The sequence below is a fragment of the Halofilum ochraceum genome, from assembly GCF_001614315.2.
Classification (GTDB): Bacteria; Pseudomonadota; Gammaproteobacteria; order XJ16; family Halofilaceae; genus Halofilum; species Halofilum ochraceum.
The window spans coordinates 124,687-141,266 of record NZ_LVEG02000017.1; the positions used below are offsets into that span (position 1 = coordinate 124,687).

17 protein-coding genes are annotated in these 16,580 nt (G+C 67.3%); 7 read left to right on the forward strand and 10 right to left on the reverse strand.

Annotated elements, in window-relative coordinates:
- Window positions 1–48: 48 nt before the first annotated feature.
- From proB to rplU, 4 genes are all read right to left on the reverse strand, one after another.
- Window positions 49–1,173, reverse strand: a complete 1,125-nt coding sequence (proB, locus tag A0W70_RS13885) for a glutamate 5-kinase (RefSeq protein WP_070989651.1) — start codon at window positions 1,171–1,173, stop codon at window positions 49–51.
- Window positions 1,163–2,260, reverse strand: a complete 1,098-nt coding sequence (cgtA, locus tag A0W70_RS13890; RefSeq protein ID WP_070989653.1) for an Obg family GTPase CgtA — start codon at window positions 2,258–2,260, stop codon at window positions 1,163–1,165. Before cgtA ends, proB begins: the two co-directional genes overlap by 11 nt.
- A gap of 272 nt (window positions 2,261–2,532) precedes the next feature.
- Window positions 2,533–2,799 (reverse strand): 50S ribosomal protein L27, encoded by a 267-nt coding sequence (rpmA, locus tag A0W70_RS13895; protein WP_070989655.1) that lies wholly within the window; start codon window positions 2,797–2,799, stop codon window positions 2,533–2,535.
- 18 nt (window positions 2,800–2,817) lie between these two features.
- On the reverse strand, window positions 2,818–3,129 hold the full coding sequence (rplU, locus tag A0W70_RS13900) for a 50S ribosomal protein L21 (RefSeq protein ID WP_070989657.1): 312 nt from the start codon (window positions 3,127–3,129) through the stop codon (window positions 2,818–2,820).
- A 701-nt stretch (window positions 3,130–3,830) separates the two neighbouring features.
- Between rplU and ispB the strand changes: the two genes are divergently transcribed.
- A complete protein-coding gene (gene ispB, locus A0W70_RS13905; RefSeq protein WP_070989659.1) occupies window positions 3,831–4,799 on the forward strand; it encodes an octaprenyl diphosphate synthase in 969 nt (322 codons plus the stop codon).
- 147 nt (window positions 4,800–4,946) lie between these two features.
- On the opposite strand, the gene A0W70_RS13910 is transcribed toward ispB, so the two are convergent.
- Window positions 4,947–5,846 carry a fructosamine kinase family protein gene (locus A0W70_RS13910; RefSeq protein WP_070989721.1) on the reverse strand — a complete coding sequence of 300 codons (900 nt, stop codon included), beginning with the start codon at window positions 5,844–5,846 and terminating at the stop codon, window positions 4,947–4,949.
- Between the two features lie 112 nt (window positions 5,847–5,958).
- Between A0W70_RS13910 and cfa the strand changes: the two genes are divergently transcribed.
- On the forward strand, window positions 5,959–7,077 hold the full coding sequence (gene cfa, locus A0W70_RS13915; RefSeq protein ID WP_070989660.1) for a cyclopropane fatty acyl phospholipid synthase: 1,119 nt from the start codon (window positions 5,959–5,961) through the stop codon (window positions 7,075–7,077).
- A gap of 58 nt (window positions 7,078–7,135) precedes the next feature.
- Complete coding sequence (locus A0W70_RS13920; RefSeq protein WP_070989662.1) at window positions 7,136–8,458, forward strand: FecR domain-containing protein; 1,323 nt, start codon at window positions 7,136–7,138, stop codon at window positions 8,456–8,458.
- Between the two features lie 301 nt (window positions 8,459–8,759).
- On the opposite strand, the gene A0W70_RS13925 is transcribed toward A0W70_RS13920, so the two are convergent.
- Window positions 8,760–9,092, reverse strand: coding sequence for a hypothetical protein (locus A0W70_RS13925; protein ID WP_139150887.1), 333 nt, complete (start codon window positions 9,090–9,092; stop codon window positions 8,760–8,762).
- A gap of 56 nt (window positions 9,093–9,148) precedes the next feature.
- Here A0W70_RS13925 and A0W70_RS13930 point away from each other — a divergent pair, with 56 nt between their 5' ends.
- From A0W70_RS13930 to A0W70_RS13945, 4 genes are all read left to right on the forward strand, one after another.
- Complete coding sequence (locus A0W70_RS13930) at window positions 9,149–9,829, forward strand: SDR family oxidoreductase (protein WP_070989666.1); 681 nt, start codon at window positions 9,149–9,151, stop codon at window positions 9,827–9,829.
- A 53-nt stretch (window positions 9,830–9,882) separates the two neighbouring features.
- Window positions 9,883–10,347 carry an LEA/WHy family protein gene (locus tag A0W70_RS13935; RefSeq protein ID WP_070989668.1) on the forward strand — a complete coding sequence of 155 codons (465 nt, stop codon included), beginning with the start codon at window positions 9,883–9,885 and terminating at the stop codon, window positions 10,345–10,347.
- 212 nt (window positions 10,348–10,559) lie between these two features.
- Window positions 10,560–12,035, forward strand: a complete 1,476-nt coding sequence (locus A0W70_RS13940; RefSeq protein WP_070989670.1) for an ATPase domain-containing protein — start codon at window positions 10,560–10,562, stop codon at window positions 12,033–12,035.
- Window positions 12,022–14,337 (forward strand): putative bifunctional diguanylate cyclase/phosphodiesterase, encoded by a 2,316-nt coding sequence (locus tag A0W70_RS13945; protein WP_070989672.1) that lies wholly within the window; start codon window positions 12,022–12,024, stop codon window positions 14,335–14,337. Before A0W70_RS13940 ends, A0W70_RS13945 begins: the two co-directional genes overlap by 14 nt.
- Before the next feature lie 164 nt (window positions 14,338–14,501).
- Here the strand turns inward: A0W70_RS13945 and A0W70_RS13950 are convergent, their stop codons facing one another.
- The 4 genes from A0W70_RS13950 to A0W70_RS13965 all read right to left on the reverse strand — a co-directional run bounded on the left by A0W70_RS13950 (window position 14,502) and on the right by A0W70_RS13965 (window position 16,570).
- Window positions 14,502–14,936 carry a gamma-glutamylcyclotransferase family protein gene (locus A0W70_RS13950; protein WP_070989673.1) on the reverse strand — a complete coding sequence of 145 codons (435 nt, stop codon included), beginning with the start codon at window positions 14,934–14,936 and terminating at the stop codon, window positions 14,502–14,504.
- Complete coding sequence (locus A0W70_RS13955) at window positions 14,926–15,129, reverse strand: hypothetical protein (protein WP_070989723.1); 204 nt, start codon at window positions 15,127–15,129, stop codon at window positions 14,926–14,928. Before A0W70_RS13955 ends, A0W70_RS13950 begins: the two co-directional genes overlap by 11 nt.
- Window positions 15,130–15,216: 87 nt before the next feature.
- A complete protein-coding gene (locus tag A0W70_RS13960) occupies window positions 15,217–15,969 on the reverse strand; it encodes a competence/damage-inducible protein A (protein ID WP_070989675.1) in 753 nt (250 codons plus the stop codon).
- 25 nt (window positions 15,970–15,994) lie between these two features.
- Complete coding sequence (locus A0W70_RS13965; protein ID WP_070989677.1) at window positions 15,995–16,570, reverse strand: acyloxyacyl hydrolase; 576 nt, start codon at window positions 16,568–16,570, stop codon at window positions 15,995–15,997.
- Window positions 16,571–16,580 lie beyond the last annotated feature (10 nt).

The following is a 16,580-nucleotide window of genomic DNA, read 5'->3' on the forward strand; positions in this document are numbered from 1 at the left end:
GAGGGCCGCTGCCCCCTACTGAAGAATATAGACCGCATGGCTCACCAGTCAGCCGGTGATGACCATATTATCCCGGTCGATGAGTTCGGGCTCGACGACATAGCCGAGGATGGACTCGATGTCGCGGCTGCTGCGCCCCTTGAGCCGATCGATCTCCTCCGCCGCGTAGTTCACCAGCCCCCGGGCCACCTCACGACCCTCGGGATCGATACAGGCCACGACCTCGCCACGACGGAAAGCGCCCCGCACCGCCGTGACCCCCACGGCCAGCAGGGAAACGCCGGAAGCACGGAGCGCCCGGGCCGCCCCGGCGTCGACGTCGAGCGCACCGGCAAGGCGCAGATGGTTCGCCAGCCAGCGTTTACGCGCCATCAGCGGCTCCTGACTGGGTTCCAGCAGCGTGCCCAGTTCGTCGCCCGCGCGCAGGCGCGTGAGGACGTGGCGGTCGCTACCGGGCGCGATCACGGTGGCCGTACCGGAGCGGGCCGCGCGCCCCGCGGCATCGACCTTGGTCGCCATGCCGCCGCGGCCCCAGGCGGAACCGGTACCCCCGGCCATATCCGCGAAGCGGGGATCGCCGGCAGTCCCTTCACGGATGATGCGCGCCGCCGGGTCCTGGCGCGGGTCACGATCGTAGAGCCCGTCGGTATCCGTGAGGATGACCAGCGTGTCGGCCTCGACCAGGTTGGCGACGAGTGCGGCCAGGGTGTCGTTCTCGCCGAAGCGGAACTCGTCGTTGGCGACCGTGTCGTTCTCGTTGACGATGGGGATCACCCCGAGGCCGCCGAGCGTGCGCAGGGTCGAACGCGCGTTCAGGTAGCGCTGGCGATCGGCCACGTCGTCGTGAGTAAGGAGAATCTGTGCGGTACCGATGCCGTGCCCGCGGAACGCGCTCTCGAAGGCCTGCACGAGGCCCATCTGGCCGACGGCGGCGGCCGCCTGGAGTTCATGCAGGGCGTGCGGCCGCTGCCGCCAGCCAAGGCGGCTCATGCCCTCGGCGACCGCCCCCGAGGAGACCAGCACGACCTCGACGCCATCGGCGTGCAGCGCAGCGAGCTCGGCGCTCCAGCTCTTGATCGCGTCCCGATCGAGACCGCGGCCGTTGGCCGTGACCAGCGAACTGCCGATCTTGACCACCCAGCGCCGCGCTTGTTGCAGGCGTTCACGCCCCATCGCCGCGTTCCGGCCAGGCGATGGTGTCGCCGGCATCGTGGCTCTCGGTGTCCACCGGGCGTTCGCGGGCCTCCGCGCGGAGCGCCTCGAGCCGGGCCATGATGGCGCGGCACAGTTCGTCCGTGCCCTCGCCGGCGATCGCCGAGATCGTGTAGACCGGGCCCTGCCAATCGAGCGCGTCGACGACCCGCCGCACGGCCGCCTCGCGGTCGTCGCCGGCCAGCAGATCGATCTTGTTCAGCACCAGCCAGCGCTCGCGTTCGCCCAGTGCCTGCGAGTACTGCTCCAGCTCGGCGACCAGCGCCTTCGCGGCCTCCGCGGGATCGCCGCCGTCATGGGTGGTGTAGATATCGACCACATGCAGCAGCAGACCGGTCCGGTCGAGATGACGCAGGAACCGCAATCCCAGCCCGCTGCCTTCCGACGCACCCTCGATCAGTCCCGGGATGTCCGCCATGACAAAGCTGCGGTCGGGGCCGACCGAGACCACGCCGAGCTGCGGGGTGATGGTGGTGAACGGATAATCGGCGATCCGCGGGCGCGCGCCCGAAACCGCCTCGATCAGGGTCGACTTGCCGGCGTTCGGGTAGCCGAGCAGCCCGACATCGGCCAGCAGTTTCAGCTCCAGCCGCAGCTGGCGGACATCGCCCGGCGTACCGTCGGTGGTCTGCCGCGGGGCCCGGTTAGTCGAACTCTTGAAGCGGGTGTTGCCCTTGCCGTGGATGCCGCCCTTGGCCACCAGCAGGCGCTGACCGTGGGCTGTCACGTCCCCGATCAGCTCGCCGGTGTCCTCGCTGTAGACGAGCGTGCCGACCGGGACAACGATGTCGCAGTCGGTGCCGCGGGCGCCGGTGCGGTTCGTGCCGGCCCCGTTGCCGCCGCGGGTGGCGCGATGCACGCGCTGGTGGCGGAAATCGGCGAGCGTGGTGAGGCCCTCGTCGCCGATCACGTAGACGTCGCCGCCGTCGCCGCCATCACCACCGTCGGGCCCGCCTTTCGGCAGGTACTTCTCGCGCCGGAAACTCAGGCAACCGTTGCCGCCGTCGCCCGCATGGACCCGGATTGTCGCTTCATCGACGAAATGCATGGTGGTGCCGTCCCGTTCGCATGCGCGAACCGTAGTCCAGGCGATCCCCGATTTTACGGGTTCTACGGGAAATCCGTAGCTCGGGCCTCAGCCCGACAGATCAGTGGCCTGCAAGCGTCGGACTGAAGCCCGACCAGCAGAAATCCAGTGGCGTCCGCACCGCCGTTGACCAGACGTCCCACGAGGGATACTCATCCGGGACCAGTCAGGGTCGCGCACACAAAAAACCCCGCCGGCGGCGGGGTTTTCACGGCGTCGCCGGCGGCTGGACGTCAGGCGTCCGCCGGCGGCACGATCTCGACGAACTTGCGCTGCTTCGGACCCCGACGGACGAAGCGCACATGGCCGTCCGCCTTGGCGAACAGCGTGTAATCGTTGCCGGTGCCGACGTGCGCGCCCGCGTGGAACTTCGTGCCGCGCTGGCGCACGATGATGTTGCCCGCGCGCACGGCCTCACCGCCGAAGCGCTTCACGCCGAGACGCTTTGACTGGGAATCGCGTCCGTTCTTGGTACTGCCGCCTGCCTTCTTATGTGCCATGCCTGCTTCTCCGCGCGATCAGGCGCTGATGCCGGTGATCTCGAGTTCGGTGTAGTTCTGCCGATGGCCCGTACGCTTCTGGTGGTGCTTACGGCGGCGGAACTTCATGATTTCGATCTTTTTCCCGCGACCGTGCGTGACCACGCGGGCCTGCACGCTGGCGCCGTCGACCCGGGGCGTGCCGACCTTGACGTCGTCGCCGTCGGAGACCAGCAGCACTTCGCTGAGATCGACCTGCTCGCCTTCGGCCGCATCAAGACGCTCGACGCGGAGCTTGTCGCCCTGCGCCACCCGGTACTGCTTGCCGCCCGTCTGGATGACCGCGTGCATCGTGGTTACTCCTGAAAAATCGTCGAATCGCGGCGGGCGGAACGCCCACCGGCAAAGGCGCGGGATTGTATGCCCTCAGGCCCCGCCGGTCAACGGCCGGCAGGGCCAAGGGCCAAGGGCCAAGGGCCAAGGGCCAAGGGCCAAGGGCCAAGGGCCAAGGGCCAAGGGCCAAGGGCCAAGGGCCAAGGGCCAAGGGCGAAGGGCGAAGGGCGAAGGGCCAAGGGCGAAGGGCTGAGGCAACAGTGTGTAGGCCGGCCTTCCCCGGCGCCCGTAGCATTTCCGGCATGCACTGGCATCCGCCGCCGGGGAATGCCGGCATTGCGCAGTGACAGCTCCCGGGCCGATATCCACCGCCGCGGACCGCGCAAAGCCGGCCTACGTCCGGTCGCGGACCGTTGGCTCCCTCCATCCGGCCACCCCATACCCGTAGGCGCGTTTTCGCCGAAGGCGAACGCGCGCGCGATCCTCGGCACGACGACGGATCCCACGTGCTCGACACCATGGCTCCGTGGCGCACCGCGCGCATCCGAACGGCGCTCAACCGCGCCGCTCGAAGACGCGCCTACGAATTCGGGATCACGCCACCTTCGCCCTTCGCCCTTCGCCCTTCGCCCTTCGCCCTTCGCCCTTCGCCCTCTTCCAGTTGACACCCCGGGGACCCCTTCGCACAATCCGCCCACCTTCCCTGTCGGGCAGCCCCGATGCAATTCGACGCCATTCAGGCGCTCGTCGATGCGGATATGGACGCCGTCGACGGCACGATCAGTGACCGACTGCGTTCCGACGTCGTCCTGATCAACCAGCTCGGCCAGTATATCGTCAGCAATGGCGGTAAACGGCTGCGTCCGCGCCTCGTCCTGCTCGCGGCGGGCGCGGCCGGTTACGGGGGGCGTGCACACATCCCGCTGGCGGCCGTCATCGAGTTCATCCATACGGCGACGCTGCTGCACGATGATGTCGTCGATGCCTCGGATATGCGCCGCGGGCAGCGTACGGCGAACGCGCTCTGGGGCAACGAGGCCGCCGTGCTGGTCGGCGATTTCCTCTACTCGCGCTCGTTCGAGATGATGGTCGAGATCGGCAGCATGCGCGTGATGGAGATCCTCTCCCACACGACCAACACCATCGCCGAGGGCGAGGTGATGCAGCTGCTCAACATCCACGATGCCGACACCACCGAGGAACGGTATCTGGACATCATCCGTTCGAAGACCGCCAAGCTGTTCGAGGCCGCCGTGCGCCTCGGGGGCGTTCTGGCCGGGGTCGACGAGGCGACCGAGCGCGCGCTGGCCCGTTATGGCATGCACCTGGGTACGGCCTTCCAGGTCATCGACGATGTCCTGGATTACAGTGCCGAGGCCGGGGAGATGGGCAAGAACGTCGGTGACGACCTGGCCGAAGGGAAGCCCACGCTGCCGTTGATCCACGTGATTCAGCAGGGCGAGGCCGCCGACGCGGCGATCATGCGCGAGGCGATCGAGCAGGGCGGCGTCGAGCGCGTCGACGCCGTCACCGAGATCCTCGAGCGCACCGGTGCGATCGAGTATGCCCGCACCCAGGCGCGCGCCGAGGCGGACCTGGCCCTGGCCGAACTGGACGTCCTGCCGGGCGGCCCCTATCGCGACGCGCTCGCCGGGCTCGCCGACGTGGCGGTCAATCGTACCGCCTGAGCGTTCGCGGGCCATCGCAAGCAAGCTCGCTCCTGCAGGTCAATTTACGCCGCGATGGCAGGGTTCATGTAGGAGCGAGCTTGCTCGCGATCGTCAGGCCGCGGCGACATCTACCACGACGACGCCCGCGCGAGCCCCGGGGCCACGTCATGAACCATTGCCCACCTCCGCCAGCAGTCGGTCGATCATCCGCGCGCTCTGCGGGACATAGCCGCCGCCGAACAGGTGCGCATGATTGAGCACATGGTAGAGGTTGTAGAGTTCCCGTCGCACCGGGTACCCGGGCTCAAGCGGCCACGCCTCGCAATAGGCCGACCAGAACGCATCCGGTAATCCCCCGAACAGCTCCGTCATCGCGAGATCGGCCTCCCGGTCGCCGAAATACACCGCCGGATCGAACACGACCCCGCGCCCGTCCCGATCGTAGGCCTGATTCCCGCTCCAGAGATCGCCGTGCAGCAGCGACGGCGGCGGCTGGTGCCCACCGAATAATTCGTCGAGCCGCCCGGCCAGCCGCCGCCCGCGGTCCACAAGCGCCGCATGGCCGTCGGCGGCCGCCAGTTCGAGTTGATGGCCGAGGCGCCGCTCGCGCCAGAATGTCACCCAGTCCTCGTGCGGGCCATTCGGCTGCTCGGTCGTGCCGATCCAGTTGTCGTGATCGAGCCCGAACGCCTCCCCTTGGTACGCGTGCATCCGGGCGAGTTCGTGGCCGTATCCGGCGGCGTCCCCGCTGGGCTGCAGGTCGAGATATTCCGTCATCAGCCAGGCACGCCCGTGCGCGACGCCGTGGCCGAGCACCCGTGGCACCCTCGGTCCATCGGCGGCGGCCAGCTGTTTCAGACCGTACGCCTCCGCCGCGAGCATCGGGCCGTGGTCTCCGGAATTGGCTTTGAGGAACAGCGCGCGGCCATCGCCCGCCGTCACGCGGGCCGTCTCATGGATGCAGCCGCCGGCGACCGGACGCGCCTGCCGCAGCGGTCCGGCGATGCCGGCGGGCTCCAGTGCCTGCGCGATCGCGTCGAGGAATCGTTTATCCGCTTGCGTCATGGGTGCATGATCAGTGACGCACGGCTCTTTGTCAGCCGCTTGCAGGCGCGTGGGGCGATGCGAATAATTTTCGCCCTGATTGACGTATATCACCGGACCACGGGAGAGATTCATGGACTCCGGGCAACTGCGCGAACGTGCGCGCGAACTGCTGGCGAATGCGGATGTGCGCATCAACGGCGACCGCGCCAGCGATATCCGCGTACACGACGAACGGCTGTACGCGCGCGTCTTCGCCCAGGGATCGCTCGGCTTCGGTGAGGCCTACATGGACGGCTGGTGGGATAGCGACGATATCGCCGGGCTGACCTACCGGCTGTTGCGCGCGCAAGTGTACGAGGCGGTTCAGCCCTGGCGGGACCTGCCACGGGTGTTGGCGGCGCATCTGCTGAACTGGCAGACACCGCGGCGCATTCGCCGGGTCGCCGAACAGCACTACGACATCGGCAATGAACTCTACGACCGGATGCTGGGCCTTTATCCGGTCTACTCCTGCGGCTACTGGCGCGAGGCCGATCGTCTCGACGATGCCCAGTACGCGAAGATCGATCTGATCTGCCGCAAATTGGGTATCGAACCCGGGATGCGGGTGCTCGATATCGGTTGCGGCTGGGGCGCTGCCGCGCGTCATATTGCCGAACGATACGGCGCCGAGGTGGTCGGCGTGACCATTTCGAGCGAGCAGGTCGACTATGGGCGGCAGCTCTGTGACGGTCTGCCGGTGGATATCCGTCTGCAGGACTATCGGTCCGTGGACGAGCGCTTCGACCGGATTCTCTCGGTCGGCATGTTCGAGCACGTCGGTTACAAAAACTACCGGAATTTCATGCAGGTAGCCTCACGCTGCCTGGACCCGGACGGCCTCTTCCTGCTCCACACGATCGGCAACAACCAGTCCTCGGCGACCACGGATCCGTGGATCGAGAAATACATCTTCCCGAACTCGATGGTCCCTTCTGCGAAACAGATCACACAATCGGCTGAAGGGCACTTCATAATCGAGGACTGGCACAATTTCGGCACCGATTATGATCTGACGTTGCAGGCGTGGTTCGCGAATTTCGACGCGCACTGGCCCGAACTGGCCACGGATTACGGCGATCGCTTCTACCGGATGTGGAAGTTCTATCTGCTGTCCTGCGCCGGTTCGTTCCGGGCGCGTCAGAACCACCTCTGGCAGATCGTCCTGTCGCCGCGGGGCCAGGTCGGTGGCTATCTTTCGCTGCGCTGACTGAGTGCAGTGGTCGGGGGAACGCGGGGTGGTGTCGCGCCTCGCGGGGGAGAAAAAAATGGATAAATCCCAGCGCGCGGTCATCGCACCGCTTGTACTCATCCTGCTGTGTCTGTGGATGCCGGCGGCGTCCGCTGAAGAGCCCGCTTACGATCAGCTGCCGGACGACCGCGTGCTCTACATCGCGCCGGGTCAGTCGCTCTCGGCACTGGTGCAGCGTCTGTATCCACAGCGGCCCGGCCGCTGGGCCGAGATCCGTTCCTGGATCGTAAGCAACAACCCGCACGCGTTCGTCGATGGCGACCCGGCCCGCCTGCGCGCCGACGTGCGGGTGAAACTGCCTGGCGCCGCCGAACTGGCCGAGCGGGACCCGTACAGTCTGGCGCCGGCACAGGATGCCGATGCCGATGCGGACCCGGCGCTCGAGTTTCGCGATCGTTATGTATTCGTCGATCCCGCCCAGTCACTGAGAGAGCTGGTGCCCCATCTGTATCCCGGCCAGCGCGAGCGCTGGGGCGAGATCATTGACGCCATCCTGGCGCGTAACGACGACCGCCTCGCGGATATGGATGGTGACAACCGCATCGACCGCGGCACGCGCCTGCGCATACCCGAGGCCCCGGCCGCTCGGCGTGCGACCGACTCCGGTGCCGAAGCCGAGCCCGAGTCCGAAGCGGCGCCGGTGGAGCCGGCGGTCGCGAAGGTCGTCCGCCGGAGCGGGGAACTGTACGCCGTCGACGGCGCCGATCGCCGGCGCGAACTGAAAGCCGACGATCCGGTCCGTCGCGGCGATACGCTGCACACCGGTGAGGCCGGCCGCGCGGAAATCGAGTTCCGCGATGGGGAGCGCGTATTCCTGCGCCCCGGAAGCCGCATGCGGGTCCGGGACTGGCAGCTGCCCGAGACCGGGCCGGGCACGCGCGTGGTCGAACTGCTCGAAGGTGGCCTGCGCGCGATCACCGGGGCGATCGGCAATCGTGATGCGGACACCTACCGCACCGTCTCCCAACAGACGACGCTCGGGATCCGCGGTACCGAATACACCCTTCGGATCTGTGCGAGGGATGAGTGCCGGGTCGACGGCGCCGATTCGGATGCCCTGCGCGCGGGGCTCTATGTCGGCGTCGACGCGGGCCGCGTGAGTCTCCTGAACGAGTCCGGCGAGACCACGGTGGAGGCAGGCCAGCTGCGATATGTCGCCGGCCCGGCCAGCGCCCCGGTGGAGGCGGGCCCCGAAGCGACCGACATCCTCTACACCGAGGCCGAACAGGCGGAGCGTGCAGAAGAGGCGACGGCCGAGGCCGCCGCGGAAGCCGAGGACGAAGGCACCCACTGGGGGTGGGTCATCCTCGGCATCGTCCTCCTCGGTGCAGCGCTCTGATCCTGTCGTAGCCTGGATACGCTGACTTTGGTTCTCGCCAAGCCGCGGAGGGCGCCAAGGGACGCAAAGGAATCGGCGTAAAGAGAGTCGGCCGGCTCGGATCGAGTGGGATCGCCGGTCCCTGCAAGACCGTCGGGGTTTTTACACAGGCTCTTCCAGCCCGACAAATCGAGGGCTCCGAGTGTCGGGCTGGAAGCCCGACCTACAGGACTCCCGCTCGCCGCGCCTTGGCGAGAACCCTCAGGAACACGGCCAATGCAGCCCCGAACCGCAAGCCCCGCCGACGCGGGTCCGGATGCCCTCACCGGCGCCCTTTCATGCGCCGCCCCATGGGTGGCCGGAAATCCGGTGGCTTGTCGGCGATCCAGTCTACGAACCGGGCGATCGCCGGGTCTTCCCGCAGACTTTCGAGCGTGTTGTACTCGCGCTCGAGCGTTTTCTCCGTGAACACCGCGTGCACATGGTCATGGCAGGGGCGGCACAGCCAGGCGATGCGGTGGGTCACGTCGCTGCGGTCGAAATCGCGCTTGTTGCGACGGTTGGAATGCCGCGTGCGCGGCACCAGATGGTGGCGCGTCAGGCGGTCGACATGACGCCCGCAGAGTTCGCATCGGCCCGGTTCCGCTGCACCCATCACTGCACTCGGCTCCATTGCACGACGACAGTCCCGGAAGATCCACAGGAGGCGGCATGAGCGGTCACACCATCGCCATCACCGGTGCCAACCGCGGTATCGGCCTTGAACTCACACGCCTGTTCATCGCTCGCGGCGATCACGTCATCGCGCTGTGCCGGCGTGCCGGCGATGCCCTTCCCGCCTCCGGCGCCGAGATCATCGATGGCGTCGACGTGACCTCGGCCGACGATCTGAGGGCCGCCGCCGAGCGGATCGGTGATCGGCATATCGATACCCTGGTCAATGTCGCCGGCGTCCTCACGTCCGAGGATTTCGATAGCCTCGGCGATCCGGAGGCGGTCAAGCGCATCCTGCGCCAGTACGAGGTCAATGCCCTCGGTCCGCTGCTGGCGACCCATGCCTTCGCCGGGCATCTGCCGGCCGGCTCGAAGGTGGCATTGATCACCAGCCGCATGGGTTCCATCGGTGACAACGACTCGGGCGGTCAATACGGATACCGTATGTCCAAGGCCGCGCTCAACGCCGCGGGCAAATCGCTCTCGATCGACCTCGGCGCCCGGCGCATCGCGGTCGGTATCTTCCACCCCGGCTTCGTGCGCACGGAGATGACCGGCCACAACGGCCAGCTCGAACCCAGTGAATCGGCCGCGCTGCTGGCCGAGCGGATCGACGAGCTCCAGCTGGAAAATGCGGGGCGTTTCCTGCATGCGAACGGGGAGATCCTGCCGTGGTAACCGGTTCTCGTCGCGCGAGGGTGTACCGGAGTCCGGCGTAGTATACTGAAGGCATGCGAACCGCCCGTATCCTGTTGCTCGTGTTGTCGGCCACCCTGCTGGCCGGATGTGCCACGTTCCGCCCCGAGGCGCCCGAGGTACGGCTCGCCGATCTTTCGATCGAAAGCATCGGTCTGTTCGAGCAGAGCTACCGGCTCGGTCTGCGCATGCGCAATCCGAACGACCGCGCCCTCGACGTGGAGTCGCTGCGCTTCGATCTCACACTTTCCGGGCGTTCCTTCGCCGACGGCGTGGCCACCGAGGGCTTCACCTTGCCGGCCGGGGGCGAGGAGCGTGTCGAGGTGGTCGTGCGATCCGATCTCGGTTCCGTCCTCGATCTTCTGAGCGATTGGGTCGACGGCAACCGCGCGCTGCCGTATAGACTGAGCGGCGAGGCGCGCCTCGCCGATTGGGGCGGGATCACTGTTCCTTTCTCGCGCGACGGTCGGCTGGATATACCAGCCGAATCCGGCGAATAGCGAAGCGCGAACGGGGGCGTGCGGCTGGCGCTCCCGTGCGGCTTTCAGGGTTTGCCCTGAAGCCGTATCCGGCGTTAGGTTATTGTCTCAAATGCGGCGCGATGCATGGCTATCGTCGCCGAGTCGGTGAGTGCGCTGCCCGATGTCCGGGAAAGGATTGCCCCTGAAGGATGTCCGCGCGTATCCCAACCAGCCCGAACCGGGGAACCACAGTGAACGATGGCCACCGCGACGGTGCGCGTATCAGCACCGGAGTGTCGGGGCTCGACGAGATCCTCCACGGCGGTCTGATCGCCGGTCGCAATTACCTCGTGCGGGGTGGGCCGGGCACCGGCAAGACCACACTCGGATCCCATTTCCTCCGCGGCGGTGATCCCGCGCGCAACCTGTTCGTCACGCTGGGCGAGACCGAGACCCAGCTCCGCGAAAATGGCCGCCGCGCGTCACTCCCCCTCGACGCGGTTTCGGTACTCGATCTGTCGCCCACCAACGATGAGGCGGGCTCGGGCCAGCCGTACAATCTGCTGGAAAGCTGGGAGGTCGAGGGCGGGGCGATCCACGATCGGGTCATCGACTACACGCGACAGTACGCCCCCGAGCGCGTCTTCATCGATTCCCTGAGCCAGTTGCGCTACCTCACGCCGGACGCGTTTCAGTTCCGCAAGCAGGCCCTGTCACTGCTGCGCCACCTGACTGCGGCCGGCGCGACGGTGCTCTTCACCGCGGAAGTCGATGCCGGGGCCGGCGACGATGACCTGCAGTTCCTCAGTGACGGCGTGCTCGAACTGAGTCGCCTGGCCAGTGGGCGTGTGTGTGCGGTCACCAAGATGCGCGGCTCCGGGTTTGCCGAAGGCACGCATTACTACGGCCTCGGCGATGGCGGCATGAGCGTCTATCCGCGGCTCGTGCCCGGGAACCATTCGCGGGACTTCGTGCGCGAGTCGTTCGGTACCGGGATTCCGCGGATCGACAGCCTCATGCAGGGCGGGATCGAGCGCGGAACGGTGACCGTCCTCTCCGGGCCCAGCGGTGTGGGCAAGACATCGCTCGGCGCCCATTTCATGCGCCAGGCGGCGCGGTCCGGTGAGCGCTCGGTCATTTACAGCTTTGACGAGGGGCGGTCCACGTTCGAGCACCGGCTTGAACAGATCGGCATGCCGATCGCGGACATGCTGGATTCCGGTGAGCTCGTGTTCGAATACATCGAGCCGCTCAATTACAACCCGGATCGTTTCGCGCTGCGGGTACGCGATGCCGTCGAACGACTGGGCGTACAGGTCGTCATGCTGGACAGCCTGTCGGGCTACCGCCAGGCCGTGCGCGGCGACGATATCGCCGAGCGCATCCATGCGTTGTGCCGGTATCTGGCGAACATGGGTGTCACCGTCATCCTGATCAACGAGACCCAGTCCGTCGCCGGCAGCGAATTCCGCGCGACCCACGACGGGATCAGTTACCTGGCGGATTCGATCGTCCTGCTGCGTTATGTGGAACTCGAGGGCGAGCTGCGCAAGACGATCGGCGTCCTGAAAAAGCGCACCGGTGATTTCGAGAAGTCCCTTCGGGCCTTCGAGATCACGCCCGAGGGGCTGCAGGTCGGCGAGCCGATGCGCGGTCTGCAGGGCGTTCTGCGCGGCGTCGCGGAGAAAAACGGCCACAGGGAAGACGGCGGCCATGGCGGCGACTGACCGTGGCGGCGCCGCGCGCCCGAGGGTAGTCGCCAATCTGCAGTCCAGTGGCAATACCGCGCTCATCCGGGAGATTCTGAAAGAGCGGGACGCGATCGCCGGTGAACTGCGCATGGATGAGGACGGCGAGCCGGCCTTCGACCTCGCGATCCTCGATGCACCCACGCTCGCCCGCTCACGCGATGCACTGCAGCGGTGCCGCGCCGAGGCGGAACCACGCATTCTGCCCGCGCTGCTGGTTGTGGAGGGGAGCGCGGGTTCATCCCGCCGCGCGGTCCGGGAACTCGGCGCCACCGTAGACGACGTGCTGCGCATCCCGGCTACGCGCGAAGAACTCCGTGCAAGAATCGACAATCTCCTGCGCCTGAACACCCTGTCGCGCGAGTTGCACGCCGACTATACGCGCGCCGATCGCGCCCTGCAGGGTGCGAACCGGGCATTGCGCGCTCTGCACGCGGGCAACCAGGTACTGGTCCGTGCGATTGACGAACAGGAACTGCTCGACCAGATCTGCCGCGTGATCATCGACGAAGAGCGGTACCAGCTCGCCTGGGCCGGCTTCGTCCGTGACGGCGACGATCCCGAAATCACCATAGATGCGGCTGCCGGCGATTCCCGGGGTTACGTCGAGCAAATCCGCCTCACGCGAAGCGAGATTGGCGACGGACCGGCCTGGCGTGCGGTCGACACCGGAGAAGTGATGGTGGTCAAGGATCTCCTCGCGGAGCCCACCGTCCAGCCCGTTCGGGACAAACTCGTGGCGTACGGCCTGGCGAGTGCCATTACGCTTCCGATCCGGCCGCGCAGTGGCGCACCGGGCGTGCTCGTGATTTATTCTTCGGTGTGCGGAGACTTTGACGACAACGAGTGCGATGTCCTTAAGCGGCTGGCCGGAAATATCGAATTCGGTCTCAACGCGCTGCGGACCGGTCTTGAACGGGATCGGCAGAAGGAGGCCGTCCGGGAACTCGCGTACTCGGATCCGCTGACCGGGCTGCCGAACCGCAATTATCTCGTCGAGCGCCTGGACGGCCTGCTGAGCGAGACCGGATCCGACCGGCACGTCGCCGTGCTGTTCATCGATCTCGACCGGTTCAAGATCATCAACGATGCGCTCGGCCACGTGGCCGGGGACACGGTCCTCGGCCAGATCGCGCAGCGGCTGCGGCAGGTCATCCGTCCGGAGGACCTTGTGGCCCGTCAGGGTGGGGATGAATTCATCATCGTCATGGCCGAACCGCCGCGCTCCACCGAATGGCGTGCGGTTGCGGAAGAGCCCGGCGGGTTCAGTGCGGCGGCCCAGGCGCTGGCGGCCCGCCTCGCCGCCCGCCTGAGCGAGCCGCTGATCGTGGAAGGCGCGGAGCACCGCCTGGGTGCGAGTATCGGTATCAGCCTGTATCCGGATCACGCCAGCGGCGCCAATGAACTGATCGATTGCGCCGACACGGCCATGTACGCGGCCAAGAACACCGATGATCACGTCTGCATGTACTCGCAGACGATCTCCGCACGCCGCCACCGCCGCCTGTCGATGGAGGCGCGACTGTATCGCGCGCTGGGAGCGGAGGAATTCCGGCTCCATTACCAGCCGGTGTTCGATCTCGCCTCGGGGGTCATCGAGGGCGTCGAGGCGCTGATCCGCTGGCCGCAGCGCGACGGGACCTGGGTGTCGCCGGGCGAGTTCATGCCGGTCGCCGAGGAGACCGGGCTGATCGTGCCGCTCGGTGAGTGGGTCCTGCGCACCGCGGTCGCGCAGCGCGCGGCATGGCTGGCCGAGGGCAACGACCTGATGATGGCGGTGAACGTCTCCGTGCGCCATCTCAAACAGGAGGACGCCATCGAGGGCATGCTCACGGCGATCGGCGATGCCGTCGATCCGACGCGCATCGAACTGGAGGTCACCGAGAGCAGCCTCATGGACGCGGGCGATCGGGTCGGCGCCACCGTCGAGGCGCTGCATACCCGCGGCTTCCGGGTGGCCGTCGATGACTTCGGCACCGGTTATTCATCGCTGAGCCGGCTGCAGGAGATGCCGATCAATACGCTCAAGATCGACAAGAGTTTCGTTGCCGAGCTAGGGGGTGATGGGCGCGGCGCGGTGATATCACGCGCCATCCAGCAGCTGGCGGACAATCTCGGTTTCCGCGCGCTGGCCGAGGGGATCGAAACGGACCATCAGCGTCGGTTGCTGGTCGATCAGGGCTGCCGCGTGGGGCAGGGCTTTCTGGTGAGCGGGGCGGTCCCGCCGGAGGAACTTATCGGTATGCTCGGGCATCGCTTTGAGAGCCGTCAGGGCGCGTGATGCCTGACCTTCGTGCGGCATGCCGGCTGGCTCCCTACGGTCGCAAGCCGGCCTACGGTGTGTGTTTGTCCGGGGCGTAGGCCGGCTTTTGCCGACAGGCAACAGCCGGCAGCTCGCTGAACGAGGTCGGACGGATATCCCCGGTCCAGCCGTCCGCGGCCTTTTTACCCGAGATGACCCGCACGCCGGGCCCGTGCCACCCGCTCGACATAGGTGTCGTGCCAGTGGCGCGCGAATTCGTCCGGATCCCAGCCGGACGGACTCAGAAGGGTACGCCAGCGCGGCCGGATCACGTAGGTGATCGCCTCGATCCGGGTCCCGTCTTCCGGCATGCGCACCGTGACCGTTTCGCGCTGGTACGGCTCGCCCTCGAAGATATCGACCCGGCGCCGCTCCGCCCGCGTGACGTCGGTGTACACAACGCCCTCGACCCGGTGGGGTTCGCTTGGAACGATGCCGGGGAACGGTTCGTTGTGGATGCCGAACCGCGCGTAACCGTCGAGGACCGCCGGCGTGCCGTTCAGTGGGCGCCCGATTACGGCCGCGATGATGTCGGGGAACTGGAGCGTCCCGTATGCGAACAGCGGCTCACGCGTCATGGTCGATGGATCGATCCGGTCGATGGGCCCACGGGCCGAACTCGCGCCGCAGAAAATCGGCTTCGAGCGGGTTCAGGTCGAAACGTCGGCAGGCCTCCTCCAGCGTACCCGTGTCGTGCACCGGCTGGTCGCCGAGCCAGCGCACCGCGCGGCGCAACGCTTCGCCGTGCGGGGTCACTCCGGATGCCGACATGGCGTCCACTCCACGAAAACCCTCACTGCGGCTATTGAAGCGCCAATCCCGGGCGCCCGCAAGGCGTCCGCGCCGGGAAGCCCCCGCTCAGGCGTTGCTGCGACGGACGCCGTCGGTATCGAGGCGTTGTTCCAGCGCGGAGAAAGCCGTTTCGACCTCGTCGGCGGGACCGAACACGCCCAGTTCGACCACGTACCCGCCGCCGTCGCGCATCTCCGGGAGGCTGGAAAAACGCACGGCCGGATAGGCCTCGCCCAGTGTTTCCAGCAGGGGAATGAGATCGCTTTCCTTCGCATCGACCCGGACCGCACGGCTGACAGCCGGGTCACGCGCGTGTTCGGCGAAGTGCGTGTCCAGCGCCCACTCGATCATGGGCCAGGCCATTTTCGGAAAGCCGGGCACGAAGCAGTGGCGGTGCAGGCGGAATCCGGGGACGCGGTTGACGGGGTTGGGGATCAGTTCCGAGCCGGCCGGGAAGTCGATCATGCGCAGCCGCGAATCGGTGGCATCCTCGCCGAAGCGCTCGCGCAGGATGGCCTCGCCCTCGGCGTGGCGTTCCAGCGGCGTGGCCGCCGCATCCGCGGCCGCCTGCCGGGTCACGTCGTCCGGCGTCGCGCCGATGCCGCCGCAGCAGAACACGATCGCGTCGTCGGCCATCGTTTGGCGCAGCAGCGCCGCGAGCCGGGCGCGATCGTCGCCGATATAGCGCGCCCACGAGAGCTCCATGCCCCGTACGTTCAGCCGCTCGATGATCGCGGACAGATGACGGTCCGCGCGGCGCCCCGAGAGGATCTCGTCGCCGACGATGATGAGTCCGACTTCCGGGAAATCACTGGTCATGCCCGCATGGTAGCAGCGGCGCCGGTCAATCCGCGCCGAAACGGAAACCGATCTCGAGCTGGATCAGATCGAATCCCGGATTGGTGCTGATCAGGTCCGCGTTCGAGGTGTGGCGGATGCGCAGGCCGGCATGCCATGGGCTCGAGGCCGCGGGCCGGAATGCGAGCAGCGCATGGGGGACGAAGTGCAGGCGGCTGCCCAGATCGCGCGCCCGGATATGCCGCCCGCTCAGCCAGGTCGCGCCGATGCCGAGTTCGATAAAGGCATACGGCGCGAGCACCCGCGGCGCGAATTGCCACGCCGGCGCGAAGTGCAGGCCATAGAGGTCGTCGCCACGGTCCACGCGCGGCAGACGCAGGACGCCGACCTCATAGTGCATGTCGCCCCCTCGGCGGAAAATCGCGGGCCAGTCATCCGGTTCCAGCGTGATGGCGATCGAGCGCGCATCGATCCCGTCGAAGTCGTATAGCGTGCCAACGCGCCCGCGCACGCTGCTGATTTCGGTCGCCGCGGCCGGGATCGCGGCGAGAGTCAGGGCACCGGCCAGTACGCCGGCAAGGGTGCGCCGTTTGGTTGTCGTCTGTCGTCGGTGCGGGATCACGTCGGGTATG

Bases quoted from the DNA above. Each gene is read 5' to 3' on its own strand.
- A0W70_RS13950 (WP_070989673.1), bottom strand. From the start codon at position 14,936: ATGACGCGTGAGCCGCTGTTCGCATACGGGACGCTCCAGTTCCCCGAC.
- ispB (WP_070989659.1), top strand. From the start codon at position 3,831: ATGCAATTCGACGCCATTCAGGCGCTCGTCGATGCGGATATGGACGCC.
- A0W70_RS13920 (WP_070989662.1), top strand. From the start codon at position 7,136: ATGGATAAATCCCAGCGCGCGGTCATCGCACCGCTTGTACTCATCCTG.
- cfa (WP_070989660.1), top strand. From the start codon at position 5,959: ATGGACTCCGGGCAACTGCGCGAACGTGCGCGCGAACTGCTGGCGAAT.
- A0W70_RS13960 (WP_070989675.1), bottom strand. From the start codon at position 15,969: ATGACCAGTGATTTCCCGGAAGTCGGACTCATCATCGTCGGCGACGAG.
- A0W70_RS13945 (WP_070989672.1), top strand. From the start codon at position 12,022: ATGGCGGCGACTGACCGTGGCGGCGCCGCGCGCCCGAGGGTAGTCGCC.
- A0W70_RS13925 (WP_139150887.1), bottom strand. From the start codon at position 9,092: ATGGGTGCAGCGGAACCGGGCCGATGCGAACTCTGCGGGCGTCATGTC.
- A0W70_RS13910 (WP_070989721.1), bottom strand. From the start codon at position 5,846: ATGACGCAAGCGGATAAACGATTCCTCGACGCGATCGCGCAGGCACTG.
- A0W70_RS13935 (WP_070989668.1), top strand. From the start codon at position 9,883: ATGCGAACCGCCCGTATCCTGTTGCTCGTGTTGTCGGCCACCCTGCTG.
- A0W70_RS13955 (WP_070989723.1), bottom strand. From the start codon at position 15,129: ATGTCGGCATCCGGAGTGACCCCGCACGGCGAAGCGTTGCGCCGCGCG.
- proB (WP_070989651.1), bottom strand. From the start codon at position 1,173: ATGGGGCGTGAACGCCTGCAACAAGCGCGGCGCTGGGTGGTCAAGATC.
- A0W70_RS13930 (WP_070989666.1), top strand. From the start codon at position 9,149: ATGAGCGGTCACACCATCGCCATCACCGGTGCCAACCGCGGTATCGGC.
- rpmA (WP_070989655.1), bottom strand. From the start codon at position 2,799: ATGGCACATAAGAAGGCAGGCGGCAGTACCAAGAACGGACGCGATTCC.
- rplU (WP_070989657.1), bottom strand. From the start codon at position 3,129: ATGCACGCGGTCATCCAGACGGGCGGCAAGCAGTACCGGGTGGCGCAG.
- cgtA (WP_070989653.1), bottom strand. From the start codon at position 2,260: ATGCATTTCGTCGATGAAGCGACAATCCGGGTCCATGCGGGCGACGGC.